This window comes from Leucobacter sp. USCH14, assembly GCF_037619215.1.
Classification (GTDB): domain Bacteria; phylum Actinomycetota; class Actinomycetes; order Actinomycetales; family Microbacteriaceae; genus Leucobacter.
On sequence record NZ_JAQPZP010000014.1, the window covers coordinates 1 to 18,514 of the forward strand.

At 66.9% G+C, this 18,514-nt stretch carries 26 protein-coding genes and 1 tRNA gene; 14 read left to right on the forward strand and 13 right to left on the reverse strand.

All coding sequences use genetic code 11. The features are described 5' to 3' along the window. Positions 1-136: 136 nt before the first annotated feature. The 6 genes from PQI23_RS12290 to PQI23_RS12315 form a co-directional block, all read right to left on the reverse strand. Entirely contained in the window at positions 137-982 is an 846-nt protein-coding gene (locus PQI23_RS12290; protein WP_339975058.1) for a PD-(D/E)XK nuclease-like domain-containing protein, read from the reverse strand. A 1-nt stretch (position 983) separates the two neighbouring features. Beyond that, on the reverse strand, positions 984-1,124 hold the full coding sequence (locus PQI23_RS12295; RefSeq protein ID WP_339974946.1) for a hypothetical protein: 141 nt from the start codon (positions 1,122-1,124) through the stop codon (positions 984-986). 170 nt (positions 1,125-1,294) lie between these two features. After that, positions 1,295-1,432: a hypothetical protein gene (locus PQI23_RS12300; RefSeq protein ID WP_339974948.1), complete on the reverse strand. Its 138-nt coding sequence runs from the start codon at positions 1,430-1,432 to the stop codon at positions 1,295-1,297. Then, positions 1,422-1,679, reverse strand: coding sequence for a hypothetical protein (locus tag PQI23_RS12305; protein WP_339974950.1), 258 nt, complete (start codon positions 1,677-1,679; stop codon positions 1,422-1,424). Before PQI23_RS12305 ends, PQI23_RS12300 begins: the two co-directional genes overlap by 11 nt. Beyond that, on the reverse strand, positions 1,672-2,172 hold the full coding sequence (locus tag PQI23_RS12310) for a hypothetical protein (RefSeq protein ID WP_339974951.1): 501 nt from the start codon (positions 2,170-2,172) through the stop codon (positions 1,672-1,674). The genes PQI23_RS12305 and PQI23_RS12310 overlap by 8 nt, the downstream gene beginning before the upstream one ends. A gap of 78 nt (positions 2,173-2,250) precedes the next feature. After that, complete coding sequence (locus PQI23_RS12315; RefSeq protein ID WP_339974953.1) at positions 2,251-2,577, reverse strand: hypothetical protein; 327 nt, start codon at positions 2,575-2,577, stop codon at positions 2,251-2,253. 51 nt (positions 2,578-2,628) lie between these two features. Between PQI23_RS12315 and PQI23_RS12320 the strand changes: the two genes are divergently transcribed. Both PQI23_RS12320 and PQI23_RS12325 read left to right on the forward strand, forming a co-directional pair. Continuing rightward, positions 2,629-2,826, forward strand: a complete 198-nt coding sequence (locus PQI23_RS12320; RefSeq protein WP_339974955.1) for a hypothetical protein — start codon at positions 2,629-2,631, stop codon at positions 2,824-2,826. 510 nt (positions 2,827-3,336) lie between these two features. After that, the gene (locus PQI23_RS12325; protein ID WP_339974957.1) at positions 3,337-3,630 is read left to right on the forward strand and encodes a hypothetical protein; all 294 of its coding nucleotides are present in this window, start codon (positions 3,337-3,339) and stop codon (positions 3,628-3,630) included. A 47-nt stretch (positions 3,631-3,677) separates the two neighbouring features. Here PQI23_RS12325 and PQI23_RS12330 read toward each other — a convergent pair whose 3' ends face one another. Both PQI23_RS12330 and PQI23_RS12335 read right to left on the reverse strand, forming a co-directional pair. Beyond that, positions 3,678-4,562 carry a phage antirepressor KilAC domain-containing protein gene (locus PQI23_RS12330; protein ID WP_339974959.1) on the reverse strand — a complete coding sequence of 295 codons (885 nt, stop codon included), beginning with the start codon at positions 4,560-4,562 and terminating at the stop codon, positions 3,678-3,680. Positions 4,563-4,573: 11 nt separating this feature from the next. Further along, positions 4,574-4,792, reverse strand: a complete 219-nt coding sequence (locus PQI23_RS12335; RefSeq protein ID WP_339974961.1) for a helix-turn-helix domain-containing protein — start codon at positions 4,790-4,792, stop codon at positions 4,574-4,576. Between the two features lie 344 nt (positions 4,793-5,136). On the opposite strand from PQI23_RS12335, the gene PQI23_RS12340 reads away from it, so the two are divergent. The 9 genes from PQI23_RS12340 to PQI23_RS12380 all read left to right on the forward strand — a co-directional run bounded on the left by PQI23_RS12340 (position 5,137) and on the right by PQI23_RS12380 (position 10,351). Then, entirely contained in the window at positions 5,137-5,499 is a 363-nt protein-coding gene (locus tag PQI23_RS12340; protein WP_339974963.1) for a helix-turn-helix domain-containing protein, read from the forward strand. 8 nt (positions 5,500-5,507) lie between these two features. Next, positions 5,508-5,954, forward strand: coding sequence for an ImmA/IrrE family metallo-endopeptidase (locus PQI23_RS12345; RefSeq protein WP_339974965.1), 447 nt, complete (start codon positions 5,508-5,510; stop codon positions 5,952-5,954). Further along, positions 5,954-7,165 carry a tyrosine-type recombinase/integrase gene (locus PQI23_RS12350; RefSeq protein ID WP_339974967.1) on the forward strand — a complete coding sequence of 404 codons (1,212 nt, stop codon included), beginning with the start codon at positions 5,954-5,956 and terminating at the stop codon, positions 7,163-7,165. The genes PQI23_RS12345 and PQI23_RS12350 overlap by 1 nt, the downstream gene beginning before the upstream one ends. Before the next feature lie 9 nt (positions 7,166-7,174). Then, a tRNA-Gly gene (locus tag PQI23_RS12355) sits at positions 7,175-7,245 on the forward strand. A gap of 87 nt (positions 7,246-7,332) precedes the next feature. After that, positions 7,333-7,614, forward strand: coding sequence for a hypothetical protein (locus PQI23_RS12360; RefSeq protein ID WP_339974969.1), 282 nt, complete (start codon positions 7,333-7,335; stop codon positions 7,612-7,614). 178 nt (positions 7,615-7,792) lie between these two features. Next, positions 7,793-8,632, forward strand: a complete 840-nt coding sequence (locus PQI23_RS12365) for a CPBP family intramembrane glutamic endopeptidase (RefSeq protein ID WP_339974971.1) — start codon at positions 7,793-7,795, stop codon at positions 8,630-8,632. 124 nt (positions 8,633-8,756) lie between these two features. Continuing rightward, on the forward strand, positions 8,757-9,620 hold the full coding sequence (locus PQI23_RS12370) for a cytochrome c oxidase assembly protein (RefSeq protein ID WP_339974973.1): 864 nt from the start codon (positions 8,757-8,759) through the stop codon (positions 9,618-9,620). After that, positions 9,617-10,108, forward strand: coding sequence for a DUF2243 domain-containing protein (locus PQI23_RS12375; RefSeq protein WP_339974974.1), 492 nt, complete (start codon positions 9,617-9,619; stop codon positions 10,106-10,108). The genes PQI23_RS12370 and PQI23_RS12375 overlap by 4 nt, the downstream gene beginning before the upstream one ends. Before the next feature lie 42 nt (positions 10,109-10,150). Beyond that, a complete protein-coding gene (locus tag PQI23_RS12380; RefSeq protein WP_029608172.1) occupies positions 10,151-10,351 on the forward strand; it encodes a hypothetical protein in 201 nt (66 codons plus the stop codon). Between the two features lie 15 nt (positions 10,352-10,366). On the opposite strand, the gene PQI23_RS12385 is transcribed toward PQI23_RS12380, so the two are convergent. Both PQI23_RS12385 and PQI23_RS12390 read right to left on the reverse strand, forming a co-directional pair. Next, on the reverse strand, positions 10,367-10,963 hold the full coding sequence (locus PQI23_RS12385) for a methylated-DNA--[protein]-cysteine S-methyltransferase (RefSeq protein ID WP_339974977.1): 597 nt from the start codon (positions 10,961-10,963) through the stop codon (positions 10,367-10,369). Beyond that, positions 10,960-12,525, reverse strand: coding sequence for a DNA-3-methyladenine glycosylase 2 family protein (locus PQI23_RS12390; RefSeq protein ID WP_339974979.1), 1,566 nt, complete (start codon positions 12,523-12,525; stop codon positions 10,960-10,962). The genes PQI23_RS12385 and PQI23_RS12390 overlap by 4 nt, the downstream gene beginning before the upstream one ends. Before the next feature lie 76 nt (positions 12,526-12,601). On the opposite strand from PQI23_RS12390, the gene PQI23_RS12395 reads away from it, so the two are divergent. The 3 genes from PQI23_RS12395 to solA all read left to right on the forward strand — a co-directional run bounded on the left by PQI23_RS12395 (position 12,602) and on the right by solA (position 15,685). Next, a complete protein-coding gene (locus tag PQI23_RS12395; protein ID WP_339974981.1) occupies positions 12,602-13,144 on the forward strand; it encodes a TetR/AcrR family transcriptional regulator in 543 nt (180 codons plus the stop codon). 148 nt (positions 13,145-13,292) lie between these two features. After that, complete coding sequence (locus PQI23_RS12400) at positions 13,293-14,450, forward strand: tyramine oxidase subunit B (RefSeq protein ID WP_339974983.1); 1,158 nt, start codon at positions 13,293-13,295, stop codon at positions 14,448-14,450. A 50-nt stretch (positions 14,451-14,500) separates the two neighbouring features. Next, the gene (solA, locus tag PQI23_RS12405) at positions 14,501-15,685 is read left to right on the forward strand and encodes an N-methyl-L-tryptophan oxidase (protein WP_339974985.1); all 1,185 of its coding nucleotides are present in this window, start codon (positions 14,501-14,503) and stop codon (positions 15,683-15,685) included. Between the two features lie 21 nt (positions 15,686-15,706). Here solA and PQI23_RS12410 read toward each other — a convergent pair whose 3' ends face one another. The 3 genes from PQI23_RS12410 to PQI23_RS12420 all read right to left on the reverse strand — a co-directional run bounded on the left by PQI23_RS12410 (position 15,707) and on the right by PQI23_RS12420 (position 18,467). Then, positions 15,707-16,366, reverse strand: a complete 660-nt coding sequence (locus tag PQI23_RS12410) for a TrmH family RNA methyltransferase (protein WP_339974987.1) — start codon at positions 16,364-16,366, stop codon at positions 15,707-15,709. A gap of 203 nt (positions 16,367-16,569) precedes the next feature. Further along, positions 16,570-17,586, reverse strand: coding sequence for a sugar phosphate isomerase/epimerase family protein (locus PQI23_RS12415; protein WP_339974989.1), 1,017 nt, complete (start codon positions 17,584-17,586; stop codon positions 16,570-16,572). Continuing rightward, positions 17,583-18,467, reverse strand: a complete 885-nt coding sequence (locus tag PQI23_RS12420) for a sugar phosphate isomerase/epimerase family protein (protein ID WP_339974991.1) — start codon at positions 18,465-18,467, stop codon at positions 17,583-17,585. The genes PQI23_RS12415 and PQI23_RS12420 overlap by 4 nt, the downstream gene beginning before the upstream one ends. Positions 18,468-18,514: the final 47 nt, after the last annotated feature.

Below are 18,514 nucleotides of genomic sequence, written 5' to 3' on the forward strand. Positions count from 1 at the left end.
CCTGATGTCTGCTCTTTCGGCATAACTCCATCCTCGTTTCCAAGGTCAGGAGTCTCCAACAAACCCAGAGCGCTTCACTGCGCCGCCTGCACGGGGTTGGTCTTCGCCTTCGGGTCAGCGGGCAGAGGAATGTCGTTCACAGGGTCTCACTCTCGTATTCGTCTTGGAAGTCGTAGACCTGGGCCATCGCGGGCTTCAGGAGTTGGATGCCGTCGTAGCGGCCGGGCCAGATGCCCGTTTCTCGGCATCGCACAAGACGCTCCCGCGCCTCAGCGGCTTCGCGCTTGCCCATCTCGCGCAGGTCCTCATCGAACTTGTAGACGACGACGTCGTGAGGGGCTTTCTTCTCGACGAAGATGAACAGCATGTCGACGAGCTCGATGCCGGTGGCCGCCGCGATCTCGTCGTACATCTCGCGCTGCACGTGGTACTTGAACTTCTTCACGGTCATCTTCACCGCCTGCTGTGCGATGTCGTCCGTCGTCTTCAGGTCGCCCGCATACCGCAGCGACGTGGTGATCGTGTCGAACCGGCATCGCTGCCGAACACCCGTCGCGGCATCCGTCGAGAACACGGAAGCCTCAGAGTGGCGTTCCTGCTCGAAGAGCATCCGAGCATCCTTGTTCGCCAAAACCGCCTCGGCCATGCGCTTGATGTCATCGAACTCGCCCTGCTTCACAGGAGTCTTGCCAGCCGCTCGAGCGTTGGCCATGAAGTCCTTGGCCGCCTTCGTTGATGCAGCCCCGTTCGCGGCGAGGAGCTCCTCGGGGATGACGACCGTCTCGGCGCCAGTTCCGAGAACCATCGCGTGCGCAGCGGTACCGATGTCCCAGGCCTTCTTGGGCTCGCGATGCCCGTCGATGTACACGTGCTTGTAGTGCAACGGGGACTTCAGAATCTCCTTCGCCGCGGACGACGAGAACTCCGGCCCGCCGTGGTACTCGTCCTCTGGCATTCCGAGCACGAGGCCGTCACGCTTCATTTCACCCAAAGTGGGTCTCCTCTCGTACGCGGTCGACGTCGGCGTCCAGCCGGTCGGACTCGAACCGCGCTTCGATGTAGGCCGGATCGTCCATGTCTTCGAGCTCGTCGAAATCGACATAGGGCGATACCGGCAGGTTCAATGCGTCCTCGTCGTATGGGACGGTCTGCGGCGGCCGCCCTTCTCGGGCCCAACCGCACGGGCACTCGCGGTTGTGCCCCGCGGAGTTATTTCGATTCCTACAAGGCTTCGACGCGACCGTCGCAGCGCGTGCGCCGATCGCAGTTACTCGAGGGATGGGGTACTTCGGCATCACTTCTCCTTCATGCCGAGCCACACGAGCAACGCGTCGATGTGGCCGAGTTTCCATGCCGCGAAGAGACAGGTCGCGGCGGTGAGGGCGAGGGCGACCGCGGTAGCGCCTCCCCCGGCGATCTGGTCAGGCGGCATCGGGGCCGCCCTCGGGTGCTCTCGCGGCGTCGGCGAGGAAGTCGAAGATGCCGCCGAACAGCGGATGCACGTTGCTCTCGCCGCCGGCCTGCTGCTTCGCTGCTTCCTGCTCGGCCGCTTCCATTGCGTGCCGGAGCTTGCGAGATTCTTCGACGGTGAGCGCGTCGTTGACGAGGACATGAACAGTGCCGTCGCAGGCGTGCGCGTTGGCGACGAAGTGCTCGCGGGTGATGTTCGGTTCAGACATGGGTGGTCTCCTTCGTTATGCGTGGGTTCTGCTCCCACAGGTCGGGGCGCGTCCAGAGCGCCGTGATGAGCCGCAGCCCTGCACCGGGCTCGACGGCTGCGATTACGGCGACGCGGTCGCGGATGTAGGCGCACCTCCCTGATTCCGGGTGGACGCGCGTTTCGGTCGGCTCGAGCAGCGCGGCCCTCACCTCTGCGTAGGTGAGCTGTCCGCGCTGTCTGGCCATGAGCTGGAACCGCTCGGTGAAGTGGTCGGTTCCGGTGAAGGCGGTGCCGACGGGTGCTTCGCCGGGCCGGTAGCCGTGCAGTGGGTCTTCGCGCGTTCGCAGCTCAGCCACCATCGAACGGATCGTGGCGAGACGCATCTTCGGCGTCGCGACCCGGCGTTCGCCCCACGGCATCCGCCATGTCTGTCCGGCCCGCGGGTGCTCCTCGATGAGGACGGCGCCGTAGCGGCGAAACTCTTTCTTCGCGAGCTTCAGGGGGTCCTTCATGCCCACGCCCCGGTTGCTGCTCGGGCGTAGAGCAGGAGGAGTATCACCAGGACGGCGATGACGAAGCTCAGGGCGAAATCACTCCACCGCATTAGCGGAATCCGTTTCGATCGAACGCGAAAATGCACTCTCTGCATTTACCCTGAGCAGGTCGGTTAGCTGCTCCCCAAGCCCACCGCCCACTATCTGGGCGATCTCGCGTAGCTTGACGAACACCTCCCATTCGGTGTCCCAAGAATTGACACTGACAATTTGAACTGCCATTGAGCTTCCTTCCGATGAATACGAGAAAGCCCGCCCCACGATCGGTGTGGTGCGGGCTGGGAGAAATTCCGAAGCGACGACGTCGGCTACCGAATCGCTGCGCAATGCGGACGAGATACGGCCGGACGTATTGGCGCTCATGCGAGAAATTGACAGGCCTTGAAGCGCCTATCGCTGCGCTATCTTGAGAACATGCCCATGGATGGATTGACCCTCATCGTTTTGATCGCCCTAGCAGCAATCTCTTTGCTGATCATGGCGGCGATTATCAAAGCGACAGTGCTGTCGGCGCTTCGACAGCACGCGAAGGAACAGCACCAGTACCAAGTCGATCTCATCAACTACCAGCACTCGCTGCAGCAGCGGACCAACGGCACTTCGCAGGAATAGTTGAAGACGCGCGGAGGCGCATCGTGGTGGCCGCGGTCACTCAAACCCCGCGGCGGGCCGTCAAGTCCGGCGCTCCACCTCTGTGACCGTGCTTCCTGCCGTGCTCCCCGCCTCTACGGGTTCAGCAACGTGCGTGTAACGACTCCACCCAGCGAGAACGCCGATGAGGAAGTAGGCCGTCGTAGCCGGTCGGGATCCTTGGCCGCCCTTCAGCGGTCACCGGGAGCAGAGCGCGCAACTGCTTGCTCGGGCAGGATCCTGATCTAAGTTCTCTGTTCAGCGCTGCAACCTTTGGGACCGGGAGTCATGCGGAGACCGTCGGTGTCACCCACCGCTTGGGTGGTGTGCCGCCCCACCAATCAGGGACGTTTCAGTTGCAGCTATGTAGTTGTGAGCCGCCATGCGGCCGTGAACGGCGAAGGGGCTGTTTACGCTTGCCGTCCTCTTTTTGGGCGCGGAAAGCACCGGTGAGGTAGAAACCCCGAGAAGGTGAACCACTAAGGTCTAGTCATGGCCCCTGAAACTGCCGGCGTCTTTGCGCAAGTGATTCCGACGCTCGTCATCGCTACGTTCGTCGGCAACTTCGGCTACAACCGACTTCCGGCCTTCCTCAGAAACTTGGTCTTCTACTTCTTCCTGATCGCTCTTGTGGCGGAGATTGGACTGCTGTACACGCTCGCTTTCGGTGAGCCCATGACTGAAGTTCTGCGTGTCCTGAGCTTTGCCTCTGCTGTGCTTCTCCTCCTGCTCCTCGCAACCATCACCGCGTATCGCATGGGTTCCGGCAAAGTACGAGACGAGTAGCACGAGCAGAGAAGTGGGTTGCGCGATGTCGATCACCATCCCGGCACTCATTGCGGGGCCGAACCGATCTCTCCTACGGCTCGCAGCTTCGGGAGGTGCGGAGCGAGCACAGAACCATAGACGCTGAGGTTGTGCACCGCTCGATCCCAAAGCCGCCCGTATCCGCGCGGCGTGAGTCGCGCGCTGACCTTCACCTGCGGGCCCGCAGTCCGAGCGATCTGCGTCTCGTGCGGACGAACCCAGCCAGCCTCAATCGCTCGCGCGGTGGGCTGATTGTGACGGACGGTGTTCCCTCGGATGATGAGGTCGCAAGCGCCGGCCAAGTCGAACACGTCCTGCTGCAACACCTTCAGGCCCGGAAAGTTCGCCAGGGCATGCACCTTCAGATCATTGGCGAGATCCCCGACCGTTCGGAGGCCCTCGGACTCCCGGAACGTCTCAGCCTGCGCCACCTTCGGAGCATCGGCTGCGATCTTCTCCTCGAGCTGCTGCACTCGGCCCGTCGTGATCGCCAGGGCCCGCGCTACGATCTCGTCGTCGCTCAGCGAGGACGACGCCGCCACCTCTTGCCTCCGGGTCTGAACCGCGAAGTACTGCTGCGCTGCGGCGACCTGGGGCTTTGCCCCATCCGCGTTCTGAAAGAGGAGGTATGCCCCGTATCGGGTGATCTCAACGTCATCGACCTCTCGGCGCCCGCCCTTTCCGATCTCGATCATCTTCGTGGATCCACGAAAATGATCTGCAGCAGTCAGGCCGCTGGCATTCACCGAGCCGATAGCGCGGTTGATTGCACGCACCCAGTTCTCCCACCGTTCGTATCCGGCATAGGGCATCAGGTCTCGAGCTGACCAGACTTCACCGTCGGTCAGGGTGATGATTTTCAGCTCGTCGAGCTGCGAGGCGAAGTCGCTGTTACTCTGAATCTCGGACATTCGTTGCCCTCCTAGGCTTTGATGTCTTCGCCCGGTGTTCCAGCACCGGGCTTTTCCGTGTCTGCGAAGAAGCTCTCGACCTCGGATCGTGCGTATCGGACGATGCGGCCGGTCTTCCTGAAGGGGAGCCTCTTCGGGTCTCGCGATCGCCAGCTCCGGAGCGTGCTCGGGGCAACGCTCAGATACTCGGCGGTCTCGCGCTCCGTCATGTAAGGGGAGGCGGTGCTCATGATGCGAGCCGCTCCTCAGTGGCATAGACCTCAGCGAGGCTGTGCGGCGCGACCTTCGCGAGCTTCGAGAGCTCGAAAGCTCGCGAACGGTGAGTGCGCTGACGCCCTTCGATGCCTTGAGCTTGCGGTCGAGGGTGGTGTGAGGGATTCCCGACTTCCGGGAAGCGGAGTGGACCGTCTCGCCCGCACCTTCGAGGGCCTTCAGTGCCTTGTTTGCGACCTCTGCCGCGTACTCTGTGCTGTCCATGCGGACCACGTTAATGCCCATTTGGGCAGTGCGCAACTCGTGTAGTTTGCCAATTGCGGCATTGACACTGCCACTTTGGGTGTCTTATGCTGCCCATATGGACATGAATGAGGCTGTGGCAAAGGCCATCGGCGCAGAACGGAACATCTCGGGCATGACCGTTCGAGCGCTTTCCGAGGCGGCAGGTATCCCCGAGCGATCGCTGATGCGCATCCTTCAGTCGGAGCGCGAAATCAAGGTGAACCAGGTGGCCCAGATCGCGGAGGCCCTGCGCCTCTACCCTCACGAGATCATCGAGCACGCTGAAACCATCCTCGAGCGCGCTGAACGCGATGTGCCGACCCTCGCGAATGTCACACCCTTGAGGCAGACTGAGCAACCCGTCGATGAAGAACGGGCAGCTGCGAAAGATAGCAAGACGGTTCAGCGCCGTCGAGACGATTCGGAGTTCTTTGAATGATTGACCGCATGTTCTTTGACATGCTCGACGACCTGGGGGTGCGCGTCGAGTATGCAGACCTCTCCGGACGCTCGCGCCTCGGGGAATACATCCACCGCAAGAAGCTCGTGCGCCTCCACCACGACCTTGGGCCTCGCGAGCACCCTTTCGTGCTCGGGCACGAAACCTGGCATGCGATCAACGGTGACGAGCCCTCGATGCTCCCGCATCTCGACGACAAGATGGAACGCAGGGCCGACGAGTGGGCCGCGATGCAGCTCATCGACCCTCAGCAGTACTCGGAGGTCGAGAGGGAATGCAGCGGCCACGTCCCTACGATGGCGTTCCAGCTCGGTGTCGTTGATGAAGCCCTCGAGGTGTACATCGGCATGCTGAGTCGAATCGGAGACACGGTCTACGTGCGACCGCGCATGGGTTCCGGGGTCTGGTCCGAACGAATCGAGGTGCGTGCGTAATGGCCCGCCAGAACCTGCCGATCGGCACGTACGGCGCGATCCGGATCGCCAAGAACCGGGCCGGCACGACGATCGCAATCACTCGATACCGCGGCAATGATGGCATCGTCCGCAAAGCATCACGAACAGGCCGAACACAGAGCGCCGCGACGATCAACCTCAAGGCCCACCTCGCCGCGGTTCTTCGGTCCGAGGACACCGGGATGGCCGATCAGAAGCTGCCGAACATGGTTGAGGAGTGGTGGACCGAGTACCTCGAGACCGGCAAGCCATCTACCGGCACCAAGCGGCGCTATCGCGGCGTCATCGACAACCACATTCTGAAGAAACTCGGCGGGTTCACTGTCCGAGAGGCACGGACGCCACGCATCAACGCCTTCCTCCGCGCTCTGCTGAAAGAGACTTCGGCCGCGACCGCGGGCATCGCGAAAGCCATCCTTCAGAACGTCTTCAACTACGCGATCCGAATGGGCGCGATAACGGTCAACCCTGTCGATGGCTGTGCTCCGATCAAAGCTGAGTCCGTGCAGCCGAAGGCTTGGACGATCGATGAGATTTCAGAGATGCGGGCCAAACTCCGCAAGTGGGACGCCGGCGTGGATCGCCGAGGCATGCAGAGGGTGTCCGATCTCGCGGAGCCCTCCGACTTCATGCTCGGCACCGGTTGCCGCCCGGGTGAGACGTTTGCCGTCCGATGGAGCGACATCGATTTCGACGCCTCTCCCGCGACAGTGCGAATCCATGCGACCGTCGTGAAGGACGAGAATTTTAGGACGATAATTCAGGAGCACACGAAAACGAACCGCGTCCGAGTTCTCGCTCTGCCTCCATTCCTCGTCGCCATGCTGCTTCATCGCCGCATGCAGTCGACGACCGAAGTCGTCTTCCCGTCATCCACCGAGACTGTGCGAAATCCCGACAACTTCCGCATCCAGTGGAAGGAAGCTCTCGGCGAGGGCCTGGAATCCTTCAACGAGCTGCCGAAGATGTTCCGCTCTTCGGTGGGCTCCTTCATCGCTCTCGAGCACGGCGCCGACGCTGCACGAGGCCAGCTCGGCCACTCAACCGTCACCACGACGGAGAACCACTACATCGCGAAGGTAGACGCGGCCAAGGATCTGACCGCCACCTTCGAGCGGGTGATCCAAAGTGGAGTCAAAATGGACGCACGGGCTGTATCTGCTACGGTAGACGGGTCGGGATCCCAGTGATTCCAACATGGGGATGTAGTTCAATGGCAGAACTTCAGCTTCCCAAGCTGACAGCGCGGGTTCGATTCCCGTCATCCCCTCCGAGCGGGCCCTTTCCTCCACGATTGGGTCCGTTCTCTGTATCCGTGACGAGATCTCGGTCGCATTGCCTCGCTAGGCTGCCTCATATGTCCACGTCCCACCAGGATGCTCGCGTGATGCACCTCGTCGCGCTTGCACTCGGAATCGCATCGGTCATCGCCGCCTTCGCGTTGCCCGGAGGCCTCGCCGCCTACCTCGTCAGCACCGTGGTGAGCCTGATCGCGGTCGCGTTCGGCCATCGCGCAGTGGAACGCCCCGGTGACCAGCGGTGGGCGGCGATCACCGGCATGGTGCTGAGCTACCTCATGCTGCTGCTCTCGCTCGGGCTGCTCATCGTGCGCCTCACCCGAATCTTCATGGGCATATGACGGGCCTCACCCCATCGGAGGACGCGCGCGCTGCTAGCGTAGCCGCATGATCCTCGGACTCGGCCTCGCACTGCTCGGCATCGTCGTGCTCATCCGCTGGGCCCGGGGCAAGCAGCGCTGAGCAAACGGGGCACTGGTGCAAGCCGCTCCACGCACCGTAGTCTCAAAGCACGATCAGATGAGCTCACGCTGGGCGCGGTTCTGGAATGCCGGCACCTGGTGGAAGGCGCTCCTGTTCATCGCAGCCTACTGGGGCGTGTATCAGCTGATCGCGCTCGGGGTGAGCGCGGCGGCGGGCAATGCCATCGGCACTGAGAACCCGCTCGCTTCGCCGCTCGGCGTCGTCGTGGGTATGGCCCTGCCGATCCTTCTCGCAGGCGCGCTGCTGCTGGTGTTCGCCCGCACCGTCGGGTGGTTCGGCGCGCTCTTCGCCCGGCAGCCCAGTGACGGGCGCGCGTGGATGTGGGTCGCCGTCGCCCTCGTCGTGATCCCGATCGTGCTGCGCCTCGCAGCAACCCAATGGTCCGCATGGTCCTTTGCGCTCGTGCTCTCCCTCCTCTTCCTCGGGCTGTGCGTCGGGTTCACCGAGGAGGTCGCGACCCGCGGAATCGTGGTGCAGATGCTGCGACGCGGAGGGACGCGGGAGCGCGCCGTGTTCGTCCTGTCATCCGCATACTTCGCGCTGCTCCACGCCGGCAACATCTTCCAGGGTCAGGCGGGAGCAACGGTGCTCCTCACCGTGGTCTACACGTTCGGTTTCGGCGCGATGATGTACCTCGTTCTGCGCGTTACGGGCCGCCTGATGTGGGCGATCCTGCTCCACGCCGCCACCGACCCGACCACCATTCTCGCGACCGGCGGCATCGACGCGCACTCGGCCGAGCTCGGGGGCTCCGCCGACTTGCTCGGCATCGCCGGAATATTCAACGTCGTCTACCTGCTCTTCGCGGTCGTCGCGATCTTCCTCGTCAAGAGCCGCGGGTCGAGCGAGAGGGACGTCGCCCAGTCGACCAGCTGAGACGCTTCCGCGCGCCGAACACGGAGAGGTGTGCGGCGAGGGGCGCGATCCGGCGCGTCAACCCTCCTCCCACGCCCCGGATCGCCGCCTACCCTCGTGGCATGAGTTCGCGAAACGGGGCGTCATGATGCCCGACCACGTGCACCACGGAGCGAGCGGAATGGGCGCCGAGCTGATCCTCGCTGTTCCCGCCCTCGCAGCCGCGATCGTCTACCTGTCGGCGACCGTGCTCGAGGGGCGTCGCGGGCGTCCGTGGCCGTGGCACCGCACCGTGTGCTGGATCGCAGGAACGATGTGCGCAGCCGCGGGCTTCTTCGGGCCGCTCGCCTCTGCCGCCCACGACTCGTTCGTCGCGCACATGGCCGCCCACCTGCTGGTCGGCATGGTCGCGCCGCTGCTGCTCGTACTCGCCGCCCCCGTGACCCTTGCGCTTCGCGCCTTGAGCGTCGACCCCGCAAGACGTCTGAGCCGGCTGCTGCGCAGCCCGATCGCGCACGTCTTCACGCACCCGGTCGTGGCAGCCGTGCTGAACGTCGGCGGGATATGGGCGCTGTACCTCACCCCGCTGTACGACCTGATGCAGCGGGACATGCTGGTGCACTGGCTGGTGATGCTGCACTTCGTGATCGCCGGATACCTCTACACGGCCGCCCTGATCGGGATCGATCCCGCCCCGCACCGGCCCGGGTTCGTTCTGCGCGCGGCCGTACTGGTGGTGTCGCTCGCCGGGCACGGCGTACTGGCGAAGCTGCTCTACGCGGATCCGCTGCCGGGTGTGCCGCCCGCCGAGGCGCACGCAGGGGCGGAACTGATGTTCTACGGCGGCGACGCGGTCGAATTCGTCATCATCGTGCTGCTCTGCGCCGAGTGGTACCGCGTCACCGGGAGGCAGCTGCGATCGGTCGCCTCCGCGGTTGGTCGGCAGCCGACGCGGACCCGCCTCAGATCGCCACGAACGCGCCCCTCGACGAAAGGAGCATCGGCATGAGTCGCGCTTCGAACCATCCCGGAACCAACCCGCTGCGATACCGCTCCTACTGGGGCGGGTTCCTGTTGGGCATCGCCATGATGGCGGCGATCGACGAGATCGTCTTCCACCAGATCCTGGCGTGGCATCACTTCTACGACGACGCGACGCCGCGCATCGCCCTGCTCTCCGACGGGCTGCTGCACGCAGCGGAGCTCTTCGTCTTCGTCTTCGGCTTCTTCCTCATGCTCGATGCCCGCCGTCGCCGCAGTTTCTGGGCGGCGGCCTCGTGGGCCGCATTCGTCACCGGGCTCGGCCTCTTCCAGCTCTGGGACGGCGTCATCGACCACAAGGTGCTGCGCCTGCATCAGGTTCGGTACGGCGTCGACCTGCTGCCGTACGACTTCGCGTGGAACGCGGCCGGCGCGCTGCTCCTCGCCACCGGCATCATCTGGACCGCGACCCTCGCCCGGCGCGCACAATCCGCGCAAATTGCGCAAACCTCATAGCACGATGTGACGGAATCACCTGACACCTTGTAACTTGTCAGTATGGATACGACAAGTTTTCAGCGCCTCCCGCAGAGCATTCAGCAGATGGTGCTCGATGGTCTGGACAACGAAGTGCAGGCCGGGCTGGAGCGTCTCGACAACGCGAAGAAAGATGGGACGCTCGCACCCGAGCAGACCGCAGCGCTCGAGGGCGACATCCGTCGCGCGGCGGAGCTGCGCAATCGCTTCTCGCCGGCCTGAGCCGAACGCGCCGACTCAGTCGGAGAACAGCGCGCCCGGCAGCGCGCCCTCGTGCCGCAGCAGGCGCGTCTTGAGGTCGATGCCGAAGAGATAGCCGCCCAGTCCTCCGTCGGTGCGCACGATGCGGTGGCACGGCACGATCAGGGCCACGAGGTTGTTCGCGCAGCCGGACGCCGCGGCGCGCACCGCCGACGGCCGCCCCGCGAGTGCGGCCAGTTCGGTGTACGTCACCGCGCGCCCGGCGCGCACCTCCCTGAGCGCGCGCCACACCTCCCCGCGGAAGGGCGTCTCCGGCTGCTGCACCGTGAGCGCATCGACCGCCGCGACGTCGCCCGCCGCGTAGGCGCGCAGCGCATCGGCGACGGCGTCGCTGTCGGGCGCTCCGCCGGCCTCCGCGCCAGAAGCGTCGAAGCCGGCTGACGCGTCCACGATCCCGCGCTCCGCGATCTCCGGGTCTGCCGCGATCAATCGCGCGACGAGCGACTCCGCGCCGGGATCCTCCTCAGTGGCGAACCCCGCAGCTCGGATCGCACCGTCCTCGGGCGACCAGATGGCGTGGAACGGCGCTCCGACGATGTCGACGACGGTGCGCTGGAGTGGTTCGGGAGTCATGCGAGGTCCTTTCGTGCGGACGAGGCGAGGAAGTCGGCCCAGAGGTGCTGCGTCGCGTAGGCGCGGTACGGGCGCCAGGGCTCCGCGATCCGCTCGGCCGCTCTCGGTGCCGGATCGCCGAGCGCCCGTCGAAGAATCAGGTCACCGGCAGGGTACGCGTCGGGGTCGCCGAGTGCGCGCATCGCGATCATCTCGACCGTCCACGGCCCGATGCCACGCAGGGCGGCGAGTTCGCGCCGAGCTCGGTCGCGGTCCGCACCGCTGCCGATGTCGAGACCACCGTTGAGCGCGACGGCGAGGGCTCGCAGTGTTTCAGCGCGACTGTTCGTGAGACCGAGCGTCTCGCGCAGCGAGCCGGCCGACTCCCGCGCCATCGCTGCGACATCGGGCGGACCGTGGAACCCGGGTGCCGCGGCGACGCCGTCGAGCGCGACCGAGAAGCGGGCCGCGAGCCGACCTTGCAGGGTGCGGGCCGCTGCGAGAGACACCTGCTGGCCGAGCACGGTTCCGAGCGCGGTCTCCTCGGGTGATCGTGCGGTGGGGAGCCGCAGGCCGGGCCGCGCTGCGATGAGCGGGGCGAGCCGCGGATCGGGCCCGAGCGCCTCCGCGATCTGCGCCGGGTCGGCATCGAGATCGAGCATGCGGCGCACGGTCTCGATCGCGGGCATCGCGTCGGAGAGCCGCGGCAGTTCGACCGATACCGGGATCGCGATCGTCGCTCCGGGCGCCCCGTGCGCCCCGTGCACTCCGGGCAGCGCCGCAGAGCTCGGCATGTTGCTCCAGTGCACACGTGCCACCGCGGTGCCACCGGGCACATCGAGCGCGTGCTCGGTCGTGCCGCCGCGTCGGATCACGTCGCGCCCGGGAATCGCGTGCGCGATGAGCGAGGCCCGCAGCGACGCGGCATCGTACGGCGCTCGCGTGCGGAGCTGCAGCGCCAGCGTCGGCCGCTCGTCCGAGCTCGGCCCGGCAGCGGCCGTACCGTGACGCCTCGCAAGTCTCGACGGCGCGACCCCGAACTGCTCGCGCATCACCTCACCGAACTGACGCAGGCTGCCGAAGCCCGCTGCGAAGGCGATGTCGGCGAGCGGCAGATCGGTCTCGTCCATGAGCGCCCGCGCCGCGTGCGCTCGCCGCGTGAGGGCGAGCTGCAGGGGCCCGGCACCCACCTCGTCGAGGAGCACGCGTCGCAGGTGACGCTCACTCACCGAGAGTTCTCGGGCGAGCCCGGCGACACCGACGGCATCGACGGCGCCGGCGCGGATGCGTCGCACGGCCCGGCCCACGAGATCGCCGCGCGCGTCCCAGTCCGGGCTGCCCGGCACCGCCTCGGGCCGGCACCGCTTGCACGCTCGGAACCCCGCAGCGACGCACGCCGCTGCGCTCGGGAAGAAGCGGCAGTTCTCGGGCAGCGGCTTCCGCGCCGGGCACGACGGCCGGCAGTAGATTCCCGTGCTCGTCACTCCCAGATAGAGGCGCCCGTCCCAACGACTGTCGCGCCCGGATGCGGCGCGGTAGCACGCGTCGAAGTCGAGCGGGAGCGCAGGGACGGTCGGAGGCACGTCACCATCATCGCGGGCCGCAGGCATCGGCGCACGCCGGAATCGGACACGGCGGTGCGACGGTACGCTCGGAAGCATGACAGACCTTTCGGGCCGTGAGGCGCTGCTGCGCGCCACCGTGGTGGTCGTCGCTGCCGGCGGCCTCCGCGCGCTCACCTACCGCGCGGTCGCCGCTGAAGCCGGGGTCTCGCACGGGCTGGTGCGCCACCACTTCGGAACGCGCGATCAACTCATCGCCGAAGCGATGGAGTACGCGATCGATGAGAGCCTCAGAGGCTCGAACATGGTCGGCGATGCACTGACCGCTGAGACCTTCGCGGAGGGCATCGAATCACTGGCGGATCGCGAGAGCGGTTCTCAGGCTTTCCAGTACGAGCTGCTGCTCGAGTCGCGGAGGAGGCCCGAGCTCCGCCCGCTCGCCGAGCGCCACTATCTCGCGTATCGCGAGGCGATCTCCCGGCAGCTCGCGCGCCTGGGGGTGCACGACGCGCCATTGACCGAGCTCATCTGGTTCACGCTCGACGGCATCGTGTTCAAGCAGTTGGTGCTGCCCGAGAGTGTCGAGCCGGCGCTCGCGCGACTGCGCGCTCTGGTCGCACAGGCCCAGAGCGCCGACTGAGCGCGGAGCGGCGGCGATCCGGAACTCCCCGAATGCCCCGCGCGCTTGACTATCCAATTGGATAGTTCTAGGGTTGACCCACCCGCACCCGCCCCGTGCGGGCCCGCCCGAGCGCCGCAGCCGGGCACGATCGAAGGGACACACCGACGTGCCGCACCCCCAGACCACCAGCGAAGTCGCGAACGACACCCGGATCGACTTCCTGTATCTCAGCGAACCCGACATGATTCGCGCCGGAGTCACCGACATGGCGGCCTGCGTCGACACGATGTCGGACATGCTCGGCCTCTTCGCGGCGGGCGACTACCGGATGGCCGGCACCGAGAACAACTCGCACGGTGCGCAGATCTTCTTCCCGGCCGAGGAGACGTTCCCCGGGATGCCGGTGGACGGCCCGGATCGCCGCTTCATGGCGATGCCCGCCTACCTCGGCGGCGACTACCAGGCGGCCGGGTGCAAGTGGTACGGCTCGAACGTGGCGAACAAGGAGCGCGGCCTGCCGCGCTCGATCCTGATGTTCACGCTCAGCGACAAGGACACGGGCGCGCCCCTCGCCATCATGTCGGCGAACCTGCTCAGCGCGTACCGCACCGGCGCGATCCCCGGCGTCGGCGCCCGCACCCTCGCGCGTGAGGACGCACGCGTGGTCGGCATCGTCGGCCCCGGACCCATGAACCGCACCTCACTCGAGTCGTTCCTCGCCGTGCGGCCCGGAATCGACACCGTGCGCGTCTTCGGCCGCAGCCAGGGCGGCGTCGACGCCTTCATCACCTGGACCGTGGAGAGATTCCCGAACCTCGTCGTCGAGCAGGTCGACAGCTTCGAGGCGGCGGTGCGCGGATCCGACATCGTGAGCATCGCCGTGCCGAGCCCGTCGGGCTCGGAGCACTACCCGCTCGTGCGCGACGAATGGGTGAAACCCGGCGCCTTCATCTGCTGCTCGGCGCACCTCGCCGTCGAGGAGTCGCTCGTGAAGCGCTCCCGACACGTCGCCGATGCTCGGAAGATCTACCAGGCCTGGGCCGAGGAGCTCCCCGAGCCCGCCCATGAGACCGTCGGCATCTGGGGCATCCACCTCGTCGATCGCGTGCGCGACGGACGCATGGCACCCGAGCAGTTCGAGGACGTCGGCGAGATCATCCGCGGCGTGACACCCGGCCGCGGCGATGACGACGAGATCTTCATCTACTCGGTGGGCGGCATGCCCGTCGAGGACGTCGCCTGGGCGACGCGGGTGTACCGGAATGCGGTGCGCGACGGGATCGGCACGAAGCTCAACCTGTGGGAAGCGCCCGCGCTCGCCTAGGCGACCCGGAACACCGCACGAGCCCCGCCCCAACACGAGATAGAGGACTGATGGATCTGCAGCACACGGACGTGATCGTGATCGGCGCCGGCACGGTGGGCTCGATGGCCCTGTGGCAGCTCAGCAAGCGCGAAGGCCTTCGCGTCGTCGGCATCGAGCAGTACGGGCGCGTGCACTCGCACGGCTCGTACGCGGGCGAATCGCGCGTCTTCCGCACCGCAGTGCACGAGGGCGGCACGTACGTCCGCATGATTCAGCGCTCCCGCGCACTCTGGCGCGAGTTGGAGCGGGAATCGGGTCGCGACATCTACGCCGAGGTCGGCTGCTTGAGCATCGCCCCCGAGGGGTTTCCCGATCTCGTCACCGCGATCGGAACGGTGCGGCAGTTCGACATCCCCCACCGCTTGCTCAGCACCGAGGAGCTGCGCGCCGAGTACCCGCAGCACCGCATCGCCGACGGGGACGTGGGGCTGCTCGACGCCCACGGGGGCGGCCTGCGCCCCGAGGTCGCCGTGATGTCGGCGCTCGACCTCGCCGAGGCGAACGGCGCCGAGCTGCACTTCAACACGCCCGTGCTCGAGATCGAAGAGCGCGGCGACGGCGTCGTGGTGCGCACCCCGCAGGGCGCCTGGCTCGCGCGATCGGTGGTCGTGGCATCCGGATCCTGGTCGACCCGGCTCTCCCCCGACCTGCACGATCTGCTGCGACTGCAGGTGCTCGGACTCACCTGGTTCATGCCGAGGCACGCCGAGCAGTTCGTGCCCGAGCGGTTCCCCGCGTTCCTGCGCGACGTCGGGCCGATCCACTTCTTCGGCGCTCCAAGCTTCGACGGATACTCGTTCAAAGCGTGCACGAACCCGGAGTGGCCGGTGTACCGCGACGTGGACGAGGTGCCGGTGTCGCACACGCGGGCCGAACTCATCAAGATCGGCCAGCGCGCCGCCGAGCTCTTCCCGGAGATCAACCCCGAGCCGGTGCGACAGAGCGTGCACCACTGCGCCTACACACCGGATCGCCTGCCCGTCGTCGACCGCAGCGCGAGCGGACGTGTCGTCACCGTCACCGGCCTCTCGGGCCACGGCTTCAAGTTCTCGCCTCAGCTCGGCGAATGGGCTGCGCAGCTCGCCGCCGGCGACGACCTCGATGCGGTGACGGGGTGGGATCCGCGTTTCGCCCTCCCCGCGCATCTGGAGCGGCTCGCGGCGACCGGCCCGTACACGGGTGGCGGGCACTAGGCGGGCGAGCGCCGCGCGCACCTACCGGGGACGGAGCGGGGAGTGCTGCTGCACCCAGCTGAACATCGACACCGCCGCGGCGGCCGAGGCGTTGATGGAGCGCGTCGATCCGTACTGCGTGATCTCGACGACCGCGTCAGCGGCGGTGATCGCCTCCGCGGTGAGCCCCGGGCCCTCCTGCCCGAACAGCATCACGCAGCGCTCCGGCCAGTCGAAGGTCTCCATGGGTACGCAGCCCGGCACGTTGTCGATCGCGATGATCGGGATCCCCTCGCCCCGCGCCCATTCGACGAGGGCCGCGACATCCTCGCGATGCTCGACGTGCTGGTACCGGTCGGTCACCATCGCGCCGCGCTTGTTCCAGCGCCGCCGCCCGACGATGTGCACGGTGTCGGCTGCGAACGCGTTCGCGCTGCGCACGATGGAGCCGATGTTCATGTCGTGCTGCCAGTTCTCGATGGCGACGTGGAACGGGTGCCGGTGCTCGTCGAGATCGGCGACGATCGCGGCCATGTTCCAGTACCGGTAGCGGTCGACCACGTTGCGGGTGTCGCCGTGCTCGAGCAGCTCGGCGTCGTAGTGCGATTCGGTGGGCCAGGCGTCGCGGCCGCCGGGCCACGGCCCGACTCCGGAGGTCGAGCGCTCGGGAGTCGGTTCGGCCTGAGGCGCTGCGTCGTTCACCCGTAGATTCTCCCACGCGCGGCGAACTCTCCCCTTCTCCTGCGAGCGGGGTCACTTTGGGAGTGTGTCGCACACCAAATCTGCGCCGACACCCTCCCGAAGTGACCCCGCTCCCGAAAAGAGTGAAGGGGCGGCGGGGCGCGGCGGCAGGCGAAGGCGGCGGTCGGCGGCGGCGCAGAGGATCGGCAGCGCGGGCGCCGCCCCTACGGGTTCGAGAACGCCGCGTCGAAGGACGCCGTCGGCCGCTTCCAGAGGAGGGTGCGGATCCGCTCGACCGCTTCGGCGGCGCCGTGGAGGCGATCCATCCCGGCGTCCTCCCATTCGATCGAGATGGGCCCCGTGTACCCGATGCTGCTGAGCGCGCGGAAACCGTCCTCCCAGTGGGTGTCGCCGTGACCGGTCGACACGAAGTCCCACCCTCTGCGCGGGTCGCCCCAGGGCAGGTGCGATCCGAGGATGCCGGATCGCCCGGTCTTCGGGCGCAGTCGCGTGTCCTTGCAGTCGACGTGGCAGATGCGGTCGGCGAAGTCGACGATGAACCCGATCGGGTCGATGCCCTGCCACACCAGGTGGCTCGGATCCCAGTTGATGCCGAATGACGCATGGTGGTCGATGGCTTCGAGGGCGCGCACGGTCGTCCAGTAGTCGTACGCGATCTCGGATGGGTGCACCTCGTGCGCGTACCGCACGCCCTCCCCGTCGAAGACGTCGAGGATCGGGATCCAGCGCCGCGCGAAATCCTCGTACCCCTCGTCGATCACCGATTCGGGTACCGGCGGGAACATCGCGACGTACGGCCAGATCTTCGACCCGGTGAAGCCGGTCACCACGTCTGCGCCGAGCTTCCGAGCGACGCGAGCGGCCCGCTGCATGTCCTCCGCGGCGCGCTGACGCACGCCCTCGGCGTCGCCGTCGCCCCAGACGTAGGGCCGCACGATGGCCTGGTGCCGGAAGTCGATGGGGTCGTCGCACACCGCCTGGCCGGCGAGATGGTTGGAGATCGCCCACACCTTGAGGCCGTGACGGTCGAGCACGTCGAGCCGGGACTGCAGGTAGGCGTCGTCCTCGTCGGCGCGGGCGAGGTCGAGGTGATCCCCCGATGCTGCGATCTCGAGCCCGTCGTACCCCCATTCGGCGGCACGGCGCGCGACCTCTTCGAACGGCATATCGGCCCACTGCCCGGTGAACAGAGTGACGGGGTGCGATGCTTCCTGGCTCATGAACGGCCGCTCCTTTGCAGCTGGTGGTCGGTGAGGAAATCGTGGGTGATGCGCGCGAGCGCATCCTGCGACTGGGCGAGCGGACGCCAGATCGACGCCGCTGTGGCGATGGTGTCGTTGTCGCCGGTGAAGCTCTCGAGCGTGAGCGGCCCGGTGTAGTCGACGTCGTCGAGCGCGTCGAAGAACGCGTCCCAGTCGGTGTGGTCGGGCCCGGCGGGGCCCCGGTCGTTGCCGCACACCTGCACGACGGCGAGGTGCGCCCCCGCCGCGCGAATCGCTGCGGCGGGGGAACGCTCCTCGATGTTCAGGTGATACGCGTCGAGTGCGAGCGCCAGCCCGTTTGCTCCGGGCGCCGCGTCGCCGAGCAACGGCTCGAGCGCGTCGAGAGCCTGATCGACCGTGTTGATCACGCTCGTCTCATATCGGTTGAGCGGCTCGATCGCGAGCGTCACTCCGCTCTCCGCGGCGTACGAGGCCACGGGGCGGATCGCCTCGCGCCATGCCGCGACCGCCGCAGTGCGCTCCGCGGCGTCCATGCGCCACACGCGCCCGGTGCGGGCGGTGAAGGGGCCTGCGACCGTCGGCGATCCGACCGCGACCGCGACGTCGACGCAGTGCCGCAGGTACGCCTGCGTCGACGCGCGATACCGGTCGTCGAGCAGATCGCGCCCCTCGCCCATCGCACCCACGACGCGCGCGCCCATGCTCAGCCCGCCGAGCCGTTCTGCGGCGAGCGCGGGCGACCAGTCGCCGGGCGTCTCGACGGGCAGCTCGAGCAGCTCGTACCCGATGCGTCGCGCGCGCTCCGCGATGGTGAGCAGCGCGGCGTCATCGAGCGGCGAGGTCCACACCCAGGTGTTCACGCCGAGCGTTCTGCGCATGTTCGTCCTTTCGTGCCGAGCCGTTCGGGCGGGAGCATCCGGGAGCA